General features: G+C 64.1%; 12 protein-coding genes. 6 read left to right on the top strand and 6 right to left on the bottom strand.

Annotation, left to right across the window (positions count from 1 at the left end; genetic code table 11):
• Window positions 1-3: 3 nt before the first annotated feature.
• The 5 genes from OSC37_RS05545 (at window position 4) to OSC37_RS05525 (ending at window position 5,362) form a co-directional block, all read left to right on the top strand.
• A complete protein-coding gene (locus OSC37_RS05545; protein WP_267163602.1) occupies window positions 4-1,140 on the top strand; it encodes an ABC transporter ATP-binding protein in 1,137 nt (378 codons plus the stop codon).
• A gap of 220 nt (window positions 1,141-1,360) precedes the next feature.
• Window positions 1,361-2,575, top strand: coding sequence for a threonine synthase (locus OSC37_RS05540; protein WP_267163601.1), 1,215 nt, complete (start codon window positions 1,361-1,363; stop codon window positions 2,573-2,575).
• A 56-nt stretch (window positions 2,576-2,631) separates the two neighbouring features.
• Window positions 2,632-3,438 carry a hypothetical protein gene (locus OSC37_RS05535; protein WP_267163600.1) on the top strand — a complete coding sequence of 269 codons (807 nt, stop codon included), beginning with the start codon at window positions 2,632-2,634 and terminating at the stop codon, window positions 3,436-3,438.
• A 57-nt stretch (window positions 3,439-3,495) separates the two neighbouring features.
• Window positions 3,496-4,293 carry an aldo/keto reductase gene (locus OSC37_RS05530; protein ID WP_267163599.1) on the top strand — a complete coding sequence of 266 codons (798 nt, stop codon included), beginning with the start codon at window positions 3,496-3,498 and terminating at the stop codon, window positions 4,291-4,293.
• A gap of 43 nt (window positions 4,294-4,336) precedes the next feature.
• The gene (locus OSC37_RS05525; RefSeq protein ID WP_267163598.1) at window positions 4,337-5,362 is read left to right on the top strand and encodes an AAA family ATPase; all 1,026 of its coding nucleotides are present in this window, start codon (window positions 4,337-4,339) and stop codon (window positions 5,360-5,362) included.
• Between the two features lie 44 nt (window positions 5,363-5,406).
• Here OSC37_RS05525 and OSC37_RS05520 read toward each other — a convergent pair whose 3' ends face one another.
• A complete protein-coding gene (locus OSC37_RS05520) occupies window positions 5,407-5,973 on the bottom strand; it encodes a COG4315 family predicted lipoprotein (protein ID WP_267163597.1) in 567 nt (188 codons plus the stop codon).
• A gap of 81 nt (window positions 5,974-6,054) precedes the next feature.
• Here OSC37_RS05520 and OSC37_RS05515 point away from each other — a divergent pair, with 81 nt between their 5' ends.
• A complete protein-coding gene (locus OSC37_RS05515) occupies window positions 6,055-7,023 on the top strand; it encodes an AAA family ATPase (protein ID WP_267163596.1) in 969 nt (322 codons plus the stop codon).
• Here the strand turns inward: OSC37_RS05515 and OSC37_RS05510 are convergent.
• From OSC37_RS05510 to OSC37_RS05490, 5 genes are read right to left on the bottom strand one after another with little or no spacing between them, the layout of a single operon-like run.
• A complete protein-coding gene (locus OSC37_RS05510) occupies window positions 7,004-8,356 on the bottom strand; it encodes a hypothetical protein (protein ID WP_267163595.1) in 1,353 nt (450 codons plus the stop codon). The two genes, OSC37_RS05515 and OSC37_RS05510, sit on opposite strands and share 20 nt — an antisense overlap.
• Window positions 8,353-9,657, bottom strand: coding sequence for a DUF58 domain-containing protein (locus OSC37_RS05505; protein WP_267163594.1), 1,305 nt, complete (start codon window positions 9,655-9,657; stop codon window positions 8,353-8,355). The genes OSC37_RS05510 and OSC37_RS05505 overlap by 4 nt, the downstream gene beginning before the upstream one ends.
• Window positions 9,654-10,307 (bottom strand): DUF7269 family protein, encoded by a 654-nt coding sequence (locus OSC37_RS05500; protein ID WP_267163593.1) that lies wholly within the window; start codon window positions 10,305-10,307, stop codon window positions 9,654-9,656. Before OSC37_RS05500 ends, OSC37_RS05505 begins: the two co-directional genes overlap by 4 nt.
• Window positions 10,304-11,911, bottom strand: coding sequence for a DUF4129 domain-containing protein (locus tag OSC37_RS05495; protein ID WP_267163592.1), 1,608 nt, complete (start codon window positions 11,909-11,911; stop codon window positions 10,304-10,306). Before OSC37_RS05495 ends, OSC37_RS05500 begins: the two co-directional genes overlap by 4 nt.
• A complete protein-coding gene (locus OSC37_RS05490; RefSeq protein WP_267163591.1) occupies window positions 11,908-12,942 on the bottom strand; it encodes a M48 family metallopeptidase in 1,035 nt (344 codons plus the stop codon). Before OSC37_RS05490 ends, OSC37_RS05495 begins: the two co-directional genes overlap by 4 nt.
• Window positions 12,943-12,951 lie beyond the last annotated feature (9 nt).

The following is a 12,951-nucleotide window of genomic DNA, read 5'->3' as shown; positions in this document are numbered from 1 at the left end:
TCCATGGCACAACTCGAAATCGAAACACTACGGAAGACGTTCGGACGTGGCGAAGATAGTGTCGAGGCCGTCTCCGACCTCTCACTGTCGGCTGCCGACGGGGAGTTTCTCGTGCTCGTCGGCCCATCCGGCTGTGGGAAGTCGACGACGCTGAACTGCATTGCCGGTCTGGAATCGGTCACCGACGGGACGATTCGAATCGAGGACGAGCCGGTCACCGAGCGACGGCCCGAGGAACGGGATATCGCGATGGTGTTCCAGAACTACGCGCTGTACCCCCACATGACCGCCGCCGAGAACATGGAATTCGGCCTCAAGATGACGACGGACCTCTCGGCCGCCGAGCGCCGCGAGCGCGTCGAATCGACCGCCGAGCTGCTCGACATCGGTGAGTTGCTCGAACAGAAGCCGAAGTCGCTGTCGGGCGGACAGAAGCAGCGCGTCGCGCTCGGGCGGGCTATCATCAGAGACCCCGCGGTGTTTCTGATGGACGAACCGCTCAGCAACCTCGATGCCTCGCTTCGGTCGACGATGCGCACTGAAATCCAACAGCTCCAAGAAGACCTCGAGGTGACGACGATGTACGTCACCCACGACCAGACAGAGGCAATGACGATGGCCGACCGAATCGCGGTCATGCAGGACGGCGAGCTACAGCAAGTCGGCGAGCCGCTGGAGTGTTACTACCGGCCACAGAACAGGTTCGTTGCGGAGTTCATCGGGGAGCCGGCGATGAACATGCTCGATGTTACCCGTCGGGGAGACCAACTCGTCGCCGACGGGTTCGAGTATCCCGTCCCGGAGCGGGCCGACGACCTCCGGTCTGGCGGGGCGTTCGTCCTCGGTATCAGACCGGGGGCAATCGAGGTGGTTGAGCCACAAACGGGGGCTGCGACCGGAACCGTGGAGGTTGTCGAACCGCTGGGCGAAACCTCTCACGCGTACGTCGAACTCGCAAACACGACCGTGACTGTCACGACCGACGGCCCAGGGGCGGTCAGTCGGGGCGAACGGGTGGGTATCGATTTCCCGCCACAGCGAGTCCATCTCTTTGACGCCGACAGCGGTGTCGCAGTCGCGCGCCGGGACAGCCTGCCGGGTGAGTCCGTCGAGAACGACCTCCGAACTCACACCGACTGAGCACAAGCCGACGGCACCACGGTGGTGTCCCTGTGCGTTTGACTTGGGATACTGAGAGGTGTGGTCGCAGCGTTCGGAGACTGGAGACGTCTGTCGCGAGAACGGCGGCGACGCCTGCCAGTACGAAATCGAGTGGTAACGGTCTGTTACCGACGACCCTTCTTTCAGCCGGCCGACGCGACGGCTTGGATTTAAGCCCCCGAGGCTCTACCCTCTCCGCATGCACACCGACGGCGAGACCACCGGCACTGTTGTCTCACACATCACCTGTCGTTCCTGTGGCGAGACATACGACCTCGATCTCACCGAGTTTCCCTGCCGGGAGTGTGGCGGGATTCTCGACCCGCAGTACGACTACGATGCTCTCGATATCACGCCCGAGGAGTGGGCCGCTCGCGGCGACTCGATGTGGGACTATCGGGAGTTGTTACCCGTCCGTGACCCCGACGCTATCGTCTCGATGGGCGAGGGAGCAACGCCACTGGTCAACGCACCCCGCCTGGCCGAAGACCTCGGCGTCGACGGCCTCTGGTTCAAAGATGAGGGTCAGAACCCGACGAACACGTTCAAAGACCGCGGCCAGGCCGCAGCGATCTCCTGTGCGAACGAGCAGGGCGTCACCGACGTTGCGCTCAACTCCGCTGGCAACGCCGGCCAGTCCGCGAGCGCCTACGCCGCCCGCGCGGGCATGAACTGTCACGTCTTCCTCAACCACCAGGCCGGCAAGGTGAAAAAGAGTCTCGTCCGAGCACACGGCGCGGACCTCCACCTCCAGGAAGGAAAAATCGGCGACGCCGGCGCGGCCTTCACCGAGGCGGCGGCCGAACACGGCTGGTACTCGGTGAAAACCTTTCAGACGCCGTACCGACACGAGGGCAAGAAGACGATGGGGTACGAGGTCTTCGAGGCCTTCGAGTGGTCTTCGCCGGATCACATCGTCTACCCAACCGGCGGCGGCGTCGGCCTCATTGGTATCTGGAAGGCCTACCAGGAGCTTCGGGAACTCGGCTGGCTGGACGCGGACCCACCGAAGCTCCACGTCGCACAGACAACCGGCGCGGCCCCAGTCGTCGAAGCAATCGAGGAGGGTCGAGAGGAACACGAGCCGTGGGAGAACCCCGACAGTATCGCTCGCGGGGTCGAGATTCCCGACCCCGGGGCGTCCCCATGGATGCTCGAAGCGGTCTTCGAATCTGGCGGCACCGGCGTCACCGTCAGCGACGAGGAGGCCTTCGACGCTTCCCTTGTTGCGGCCCGAGAGGCCGGCGTCGAGATGTGTGTCACCTCCGCCGTCGCGCTGGCCGGGACGATGGAACTTGCCGCCGAGGGTGTCTTCGGTCCCGACGAGGATGTCGTCGTCATCAACACCGGGGCCGGAGCGAAGACGGCGTCGAAAATCGGGAAACACGCCGCTAACTCGAAGAAGGGTGCGTGATGATGCGATTGAGAGCAATATCAGCGAAAGAGAGCACGAGACGTCACGTCCTTGCCGTGGCTGGCCTCGCAGTGACGACGGGACTTGCGGGCTGTCAGGATGAGGGTGATGGAGACGATTCGGGGGCTACTGAGCGAGAAGAGGGTGCCGACGGAAGCGACGGCTCCGGCGGGGGTGATGACGGAGAGACGGCCCCAGAGTCTCTCGCCCCTCCGGAGGGAACCTCTGAGAGCGGTATCGACGATACCGCGGCACTCGTCGATGCGACGCGTCAGGCCCTAACCGAGAATGGGTACGACCTCGAACAGGAACTTGTCAACACCGCCGGCGGAGAGGAGACGCTGAGTGTCACACAGCAACGGCGGAGCAGTCTGGCGTCGGAACGGCGGCTGTTCGTGTTCGACGCCTCGACCGAGACGAACCGCATATACATAGAGGGCAGAACCCAGTATGTCCGGGGCACGTCCAACGGTGAGACGATAGTCGAGAGCCGCGAGCTTGAGCGCGACTTCGCCGGGACGCACCCGCCCGAAATGCTCAACGACGGGGAGAGCCTGGGTGGCATTCTCAGAATCGGGACGTACGTTCCCACCGAGACTGTCCAGCGCAACGGCCGCCGACTCCTCCGGTTCGAGCTTGATTCGGCCGATGAGTCCGGTATTTCTGGGAGGGTCACCGAGGCGACCGGGAGCGTCTTCGTTGACACCGAGAGCGTCGTCCACGAGGCGAACATGTCCCTCGAAATCGAAGACAACGACGGTCAGATAGTCACGGTAGCCCAGTCGTTCGTCGTCCACCAACTCGGAGAGATTTCTGTCGAGCGGCCGGACTGGGTGGACGAGACCGATTGGTCGGAAGGGTGACTGCACTGCCCGCGACGCGAGCGGTACGCCTTATTAGCTCCAGCCTAACCACCTGTCATGGAACTAAACATGCCAGCGCTCGGCCTTGGCACCTCCGGCAACAGCGACCCCGACACCTGCCGGAAGACCGTCGCCGACGCGCTCGATATGGGTTACCGACACGTCGACACCGCACAGATGTACGACAACGAGTGCGCCGTCGGCGCGGGCATCCGCGAAAGCAGCGTCGACCGCGAGGAGGTCGTCGTCGCGACGAAAATCCTCCCCGCGAACCTCGCTTACGAGGACGCCCTCTCGACGGCAGAGGAGAGTCTCGACCGCCTCGGTCTCGATTACGTCGACCTGTTGTACGTTCACTGGCCGATTGAGGCCTACGACCCCGAGGAGACACTCCAGGCGATGGACGAACTCCGCGAGTCGGGGCTGACCAACCACGTCGGCGTCTCGAATTTCACCCCCTCTCTGCTTGAGGAGGCCCGCGAGATTCTCGACGCCCCCATTGTAGCCCATCAGGTGGAATGTCACCCGCTGCTCCAGCAGGAGGAACTCCGCGAGTACGCCCGGACCCACGACCACCGCCTCGTCGCGTACTGTCCGCTGGGACAGGCCTCTGTCACGCACCCCATCCTGGAGGAGATTGCCGACAAACACGGGGTATCGGTCCCGCTGGTCTGTCTCGCCTGGGGGCTCGCACAGGATTCGGTCGTCCCGATACCGAAGGCGACCGGTGACCACGTCCGCGAGAACTGGGAGGCGCGTTCGATTCAACTGGACGACGCAGACCTCGACCGCATCGCGGCTATCGAGGAGCGCGAGCGGCTTCTCGACCCCGACGGCGCGGCCTGGAACTGGTGAGAGAGCGGAAGATTTGTACGAGCCTGTTCACAAGCCGATGGTAATGGAGACGCCCCTGTGGACGGAGGAACACGCCCCCGACCTCGACGAGTTGCCACAGCAGGAGGTCCGCGAGAACTTCGAGCGCGCGCTCGAGGAGCCGATGAATCTCGTCGTCCACGGGCCGGCGGGCGCAGGCAAGACCGCCGCCGTCCGTGCGCTAACCCGAGAAGTCCACGACGACCCCGACGCCGACCGCATCGAAATCAACGTCGCCGACTTCTTCGACTCGACGAAAAAAGAGATCAGCCAGGACCCGAGATTCTCGCAGTTCATCGACTCGAAACAGCGCCGTACCTCCTCGAAAGCCGACCTCATCAACCACGTGCTCAAGGAGTCGGCAGCCAACGCGCCGATGACCGGCGACTACAAGACCGTGTTGCTCGACAACGCCGAGGGGATGCGCGAGGACTTCCAGCAGGCGCTCCGTCGCGTCATGGAGCAGTACTACGAGGCGACGCAGTTCGTCATCGCGACCCGCCGGCCGTCGGCGCTTATCTCGCCGATTCGTTCCCGGTGTTACCCGATTCCGGTTCGGTCGCCGACACAGGACGAAATCATCGACGTGCTCGGGACAATTGCCGACCGCGAGGAGGCCGCCTACGATGAGGAGGGTCTCGAATACGTCGCCGGAGCGGCCGGCGGCGACCTCCGAGAGGCGATTATGTCGGCACAGACGACCACAGAGCAGGCGGGCGAAATCACGATGGAGACCGCCTACGAGGTGCTCTCGTCGGTCGATACCGACGAGCGCATCCAGGAAATGATTGCCGACGCCGAAGCCGGCGACTTCACCGACGCCCGCTCGACACTCGACGAGTTACTCATCGACGAGGGGTACAGCGGGGAAGAGGTGCTCGAATCGGTCCTCGACGTGGCGCGGTCCCGGTACACTGGGGCAGAACTGGCCGCGATACACAGGCGGGCGGGTGAGATAGATATGGACCTCGCCGAGGGGACCAGCGACCGGATTCACCTCTCGCATCTGCTCGCGACGTTCGATTCCTCGGTCAGCTACACCGAGGGCTGACTCAGCTTGCGGTGACGAGCGGTTCGGCGGCAGGCCGTCTGCCGTCAGTAGGCCGGGCCGTCACCGCCGTCTGAACCGTCACCGTCTGAGCCGTCCTCGGCGGGGCGTTTCGGACTCCCGTCCGGGCTGACGACCCACCAGGCGTCGTTGACTCCGTGTCCGTTGGTGTCTCCTTCTGTCTCGTCGTTGGCCCAGTAGTACAGCGGCCGGCCGTCGGCGGCGACTTGTGTCGAGCCATCCTCACGCTCGAAGGTCCTCAGCTCTGTGTCGACACCCGAGGCAGCTACCACCTCGCTGTCGATCGTGAGGGGTGGCCAGTTATCCGTACAGCTGCCGGTACAGGCGCTCGACTCGGCTCCCTGGTCGTCGTTGTCGAACACGTACAGTGTCAGTCCCTCTGGGCCTGCGAGCACCTCGCCCTGGCTCTCGGTGTCGACGACCTGCACCTCCGTCTCGTCTCCGCCGTCCGTTTCGCCCTCGTCGGTCCCGCTCTCGTCGCCGGTCGGCTGTTCTGTGTCCTCTCCGTCGTCCCCGGAGTCGCCGCCGACACAACCGGCCAGAGCCAGCGAGCTAGCGACGATACCGAGGAACTGCCGCCGTGTATGTTCCATGGTAACAAGTTTATTCTCCGAATACAAGATAGTTCTCTGTCATGCAGTACGTATAAACACACCGGTGCCGTGGATCGAAATATGTCGGTCCAGGAAACTGCTGCCCACGCAGATGCGGTCCTCGAAGAAATACTGTCGGTTGTCGTCGGAGACAGAGCTGTTCTCGAAGAGGTACTCGCCGGAATGGTCGCCCGTGGACACGTCTTGCTCGAAGACGTGCCCGGCACCGGCAAGACGTTGACTGCCCAGGCGTTTGCGACCGCACTCGGCCTCGAATTCTCACGAATCCAGTTCACGCCCGATCTGATGCCCTCCGACGTGACTGGCTCGTACGTCTTCGAGGAGGGGACCGGGGAGTTCCACTTCACGCCCGGCCCCATCTTCGCCAACATCGTCCTCGCTGACGAAATCAACCGTGCGCCGCCGAAGACCCAGTCGGCGCTGCTGGAAGCAATGGCAGAAGGCCAGGTCACCGTTGACGGCGAGACACACGACCTGCCCGAACCGTTTGTCGTCGTCGCCACACAGAACCCTGTCGAACAGGAGGGGACCTTCGAGCTTCCCGAGGCACAACGTGATCGCTTCATCGTCAAAACGTCGCTGGGGTATCCAGACCAGTCGGGAACGCGCGAACTCATCGACCGCCGGGCCGAGCGAGACAAGCCCGACCCGACCGTCGAACAGGTCATCGACCTTGAGACAGTCCGGGAGATACAGGCGACGCCCGAGACTGTTACCGTCGAGGACCCGCTCCGTGATTACATCGGTGCGATCTGCCGGGCGACACGGACCGACGGCAGGGTCGAGGTCGGTGTCTCGCCCCGCGGCGTCCAGCGGCTGTTCGAACTCTCCCGGGCACATGCCGCGCTCGAAGGTCGCTCCTATGTCGTCCCTGACGACGTGAAGCGAGTGGCTCCCTCGGCGCTTTCTCACCGACTTGTTCTCGATGCCGAAGCCAGCGTCCGTGGTGTCAGCGAGCGCGATATCATCACGGCGGTGCTTGATTCCGTCGAGGTCCCTGCGATGGACCCTAGCGAAGCAGCGTCCTGAGAACGAGCCCGGTCGCCACGAGTGCGCTGACGAGTGCGAGCGTCGATGGAACCGACAGCGTGGGCGCGACGGCCATCGCGAGCCAGATACCACCGACGGTGACGGTGGCGCTGACGGCGACGACACTCACCGCGTAGGCGATGCGAACCAGCTGTGGCTCTCGTGTTGCGCCCTCGCTTCCAACGTGTGCGTGCAGTGTCGCGCCGTTGGTCCCGACCACGTAGATGAACAGTCCGGAACCCAGTGTCGAGACGACGCCGACCAGCGAGAGACCAGGCGTCGCCGTCTTCCCGATATCGGCGCCGACGGCTGCTACACCGGCCAGACATAGCGCCGTGAGAGCGACTGGGGTAGTTCCGGACAGTCGGCCGCCGCCAGCCAGCCCCAGCAGGCGCGAGAACGCTACGAGCGCAACGCCTGCGACTCCCAGCAACAGCGGGATGGCGAAAAGCGACGAGGGCGGAACCCCCGCGAGATAGCCCCCACCGACAATGACCGTGAGGCTGAGTACTGTCCCCAACAGAAGAGGTGCCACAGAGCCGTTTTTGTCGCCCCGGTTCCAGGCGAAGCCGACGAGCAGTCCCGTGGCAGCGACGAGAAGACACAACACGGCGAGACCGACCAACAGCCCCCTGAACACCAGCGTGTCGAATATCCGAGAGACAAGCCACCGACCGCCGACGACCCGTGCGGCCGCGACTACTGCGAGAAGCCCGCCTGCAAGCGCAACAATCGCGACGATGGCCTGTCTCCTGTAGCGAGGGAGGAACTCCTTACGACGGGGGGTTGTCACCGCTGCATCCGGCACGGCAACGACAGCTCCGGCTCCGGCGACTGCTGTCACAGCGATAGTCGCGGCGATGCCGTCGAAACCTCCACCTGTGGCATACACCACTGACTCGACCGGCGGCTGCCCGTGTGTTTCAAGTATCGACGCGAGGGTCGCAAGCACCGTTCCAGTGACTGCGCCGGCGAGTGCTCCCCGGCTGGCATCCCTGAGAGCTGCCGGGGAGTTGCCGCCGAGAACAGGCCCAACCACTCCCATCAGCAGTACCGAGAGTGCAGCGAGGGTACTGTAGACTGTCTCGTCTACGGTCGGCTCAGCCGCGACGGTACCGACAGTCGCGACTGCGGCCACAAGTCCAAGCGGCATGAGGCCGGCGGCCACTATCACCGTCGACGGACTCCCGCTGAGGCCGCGAACACCGAGGCCGACGGCGAGACCAGCCAGTGCGGCCACCACGAGCAGTGACTCGTGCAGTGCCAGTCCGGCGACGCCGACGACGGCCGCGGCCACAACCGCGCGTCGCGTGGTCTGTGGGAGTTGGCTCATCTGCTCGACACCTCCGTGACGACACGCTTCAGCACGGTCCCAATCGAATCACCGGCGTCCCAGTCGACCACGCGAGCGCCTGCCTGCCTGGCTGTCGCGAGACGCGTCCGACGCGTGACTGCTGCAAGGCGTCCGGCGGTGTCTTCCCGGTCGGAGGCGACATCCGGTGAGACAACACAGACAGGGTAGCCGTGGACGCAGAGCCGCTTGACGAGCGCCAGGGGGATATCGTCGACGAACGACGAGAAGAGAACAATCTGTGCCTCCCCAGGCAACAGCGTTGGCACCGTGGCAGTTGGCTCTCCCCAGTGGCTCTGTGCGTGCTTGCTTGTCTCGTGGCTCCGAAGCGCAGCCAGCAGCTCAGTTCCACGTTGCCTTGTCATCTCATCCTCACCGGGTTCGACGACAAGCTGTGCCCGGTTCTTGATACCAACGACGCCGATTGGATAGTCTGCATCGACGACAGCGTCGAACGTTTGTTCGGCAGCGGCAACCGAGAGGTCCAGTGCTGGCAGGTGGTCTGTCGACTGCGCGCGTCTCTGGCTCTGACGGCTGTCGACAAGACAGACCACACGCGTCGCCCGCTCGGCGCGGAACTCGACTGTTGCCAGCTCTCTGCTGTTCGCGTAGCGCCGCCAGTCAATCGACCGGATGGGGTCGCCCGGCTCGTAGTCTCGAACGGAGTAGAACTCCACGCCGCTGCCGCCCTCGTCGGTCGGTATCTGGCCCGCGTAATCGTTCGCGCCGTCTCCGAGCGGGACCTCCTCGACAAAGGGGATACACCGCAACGCTTGGGCACCGTCTGCCGTCGTCGTCTCGGTGCGGAGAACTGTCCCGCCGAATCCCTCGCTCTGTACTTCGACGGCATCGAAGGCGTACTCGCCGCGGCGAAGCTCTAGTTCGTACTCGATTGACTCCCGTTCGCCGGGGCCGAGCGTGACGGCCGCCCGGTGGGTTCCGGCAACGACCGGCAACTCCGATGGAACGCTGTCGACGAGCCGGAGGTCGACGAGCGGGTCTGTCCCGGTGTTGTGGACAGTCAGCTGAACTGTGACGCGTTCGCCCGGGTTACCCTGCAGCCCTCCCTCGGTTGTTGTCGGGCCGCCTTCTGGGTCGAAGACCCGTTCCAGAGTAACCGACGGCTCCAGTGCGGTGTCGAACCCCGCGGCGGCGACGAATCCGAGTGGCATCGCCGCGAGCCCGACCAATACCGGTGAGCCGGTGAGGATACCGGTCCCGAGCAAGAGAACCGAGACGCCGACTGCCCACTCGCCGTCGGTCACACGTTCTGTGGAACTCATCTCGCCGCCACCTCCGTCGGCTGTTCGTCGGTTCCGTCCAGTTCGTCGGGCTGGCGCGAGACAGTTTGGCCTTCGAGTACTTCGATAGCTGTAATTGTTCGGTCGACGCGTCGACGGAATGCCTGCCCTGGGTCGAGTGCTCCCTTGAGACGCTCACCGAGGGGCTGCCTACACTGCGCAGAGAGAAAGGCCGCAGCAACCGGGTCGTCGGTCCAGGTTCCTGCCGCCAGCGTCTCCTGTGCTGTCTCCTCGTCGACACCGGTGGTGGTCGTGACCGCCCTAGCTGCGCTCTCTTCGAGTTGCTCTCTGATGTTGGTGGTCGTGTACCCTGCCTCGCAGCGATACCAGTCCGCCGTTGCTTCCGACAGTCGCTGTTGGAGGGTGTACCCCACCACCTGCTTGTTGTCCCGCTGATCTGTGGGCCCGGCAGCAATGCCCCGACTTCTGGCCCGTACCACTCTCCAGATGACAGCACTGCTCACCACGAGACCGACGACCGGCAGAACAGAGGCGAGAAACAAGAGTAGGCTGCGAACGGCCGGCGACTGGAGGGCGTTCCCGACGAGGCCGGCCGCAACCAGGGTGCTGATGGCGACGACCAGACAGCAGGCTGTGACGGCCAACGTGACTCGACGGCCTGGGAGCTTCATTGTGGCTCCTCCTCCTCAGGATGGTAGTCGGTGAGCGTATCGACCGTCGCTTGAGCGTCGGCGACATCGTCCGTGGATGGGTCGCTATCGCCATATTCGACAGCTCTGAACAGCGAGAGCAGCCGACGGACCTGCTCGGCCGGATAGCCCGCGGCGAGTGCGACGCGTGCGGCCTCGCCGGGGGTTGCCGTCTCTATGTCCCGGATTTGGAGCTGGGCGAGGAAGGTGTGCCAGGCGTCTCTGACCGCCGCCTGTGGCCCCGCAACAGCGGACTCACTTGCTCTCTCATCGGCTGTCTCCTCGCCGGTGGTCGACTCCTCACCATCTGTCACAGCACCAGCGACCGTGTTATCGCCCGACCTGTGTGACATACTAAGATTGTCAACCAGTTTGCTCAGCGACGGCAGCCCGAGCGAGAACAGTTCACCCAGTGATGGAAGGCTCATCCTTGGAAACGAGGCGCTGGGGAGACTCGGAAGACGGAGCGACCGGATACCCTGCAGACTCAGCGACCCGTACTGGAACACCGCGGCGCTGAGTCCACCCAGCAACGCCGCTATCCCGAGTACAGCTGCTCCGAACCCCTCTCGGCGCCGGGCTGCAATGTAGCGAACGTACGTCCAGACAGCACCGATAATCAGACCTGGCCCGACCAACACGACGAGTGTCGTCCGCAGGTAGAGATTCGAAACCGTCGTCGTCGCCTGTTCCTCTCCGACTGTGGCGGTGACGGTCACCTCGTCAGCGAGAGGAACGCTGACCCAGGCCGACCCGCCGCTGTTGGTTGTCGTCTCGTCGTCTCCTACGACCACGGTCGCGTTGTCGACACCTCCACCGTCTGCTGTCACCGACAGGTGTGTCGGCAGGCCAGGGAAGATAACCGGCGACGAGAAGCCCACCTCTGGCTCGGCGACGGTCGCGGTTAGTGACCCCGCCAGCGCCCCCCGCGTGAGTCGTATTTCAGTTTCTCCCGCGCTCTCCGGAAGGGTGACGTCTGCTTTCCCGTCTTCGTCGGTCGTTGCAACGGGTTCGCCGTCGACGCTGACTGTCGCGTTATCAACGGTGTAGTTCCCAATGTCTCCTGTAATCTGTACCTCGCTGTTGGGCGCGAAGGTTCCCTCCGAGCTGACCGTGATGTTTGTCTCGACGGGGACGGTCACACTGTCACCGGTCTCTTCGACCGTGACCGTTATCTCGTCGGTGCCGGTCGGAACACGGAATTCCGTGTTTCTGTCCGGACCGACAGTACCGACCGTCTCGCCGTTGACGAGCATCGTGACGCTGTCGTGGCTGCTCACGAAGAAGTCGCCGTCGTCGACACCAGCCTGAGCCGTTGTTCCAGCCACCACGGACCCCTCGACGAACGGCCAAAACCCGCCGTCCTGTGGGTTCGCTGACTGTTCGTTGGAGCGCTGTTCTTCGTCGATGGTATCTCCATTGGATCGCTCTGAACTCCCGGTAACGTTGTCCCAGTCACCCCCGGAGACACCGCTTGCGGTTTCCGGTGGGTCGAGACGTGGGTCCGCGGCCGGAAACGTCGCGGCAACGACGACGACGCCAAGTACACAGACCAGCACCAACAGCAGACGCCGACCCGGATTCATCTGCCGTCCTCCTGAGCAGCAAGTGACTGGAGCCGCTCGACTCGCTTTTTGACCGGCGGATGGGTGCCTGAAACCGGGCTGGTTCCGGTTCGTCCGGGCAGCCACTCCGTGAGGGGCTCGCGGTCGGTGGCAGCCGGTTCGGGTGGGTCACTCGCGGTCGGGCCTGTCACCGGCGGCGTTGGAACAATACAGAGCGCCTGCGTTCGCGCGCGCCGCAGGTCTCGTTCCGGTGTCGGCGCGGCCTCGTCGAGTGCTACCAGTGCCGTCGCCAGCGCCAGCGGGGCACCTGTCGTTGCAGCGGCGGCCTCGTCGGCGGCGAACTCGCGGGCGTGTGAGAGCGTTTTCGTCGCCCACTCTGTCAGCTTCGGGAAAACCAGCAACAGCGGCGAGACGACCACGTAGACGACCACCGACAGCGGAAGAAACCAGCGGAGTGCGATTCGTTCTGTCCTGGTGAGCTGTTCGGTCTGCCCGAGTGCTCGCGGGACCAGCCGGACTGTGTGGTAGGTTCGCGTTGCGATTTCGAGCACGAGTGTCGTCACGGTCATCAGCGTCACATCTCGGTTGGCGACGTGTGCCAGCTCGTGGGCGAGGACCGCTTCCAGTTCGTTGCTGTCGAGTCTCTCGATTAGCCCCGTCGTCACGACAATCGTTGCGTCTGTGAAGCGACCAACGGTGTAGCAGCTGGGCTGCTCGCTGTCGATAATCCGCGTCGACGGTGTCGGGATATCGACGCGCATCGCGAGGCGACGGACGATTTCATCAACCTCGTGGCCTTGTGTCTCGTCTGTGACGGAGGGACGAGCGAACACTCGGCGGTAGCCGTAGTACACCTGCCCGGCGAGAAACGCCACGACGAGGGCTGCGTAGACGGGGACTGAGACCGGTAACCGGAACAGGTCTGACAGAAGCGCGGGCTCTCCGAGGACAGCAGCGGTCACGACCGTCGGCAACAGGACCCCGAACCCCCAGAGCACAGCGAAGACAAACAGGGCGTTGAGACCGACAAGTAGCGCTAGGACTGCAAGCATACGAACGCG

It is taken from the genome of Halovenus salina, assembly GCF_026410925.1.
GTDB lineage: Archaea > Halobacteriota > Halobacteria > Halobacteriales > Haloarculaceae > Halovenus > Halovenus salina.
Note: the sequence above shows the minus strand (reverse complement) of the source record. Positions and strands in the feature narration are given on the sequence as shown.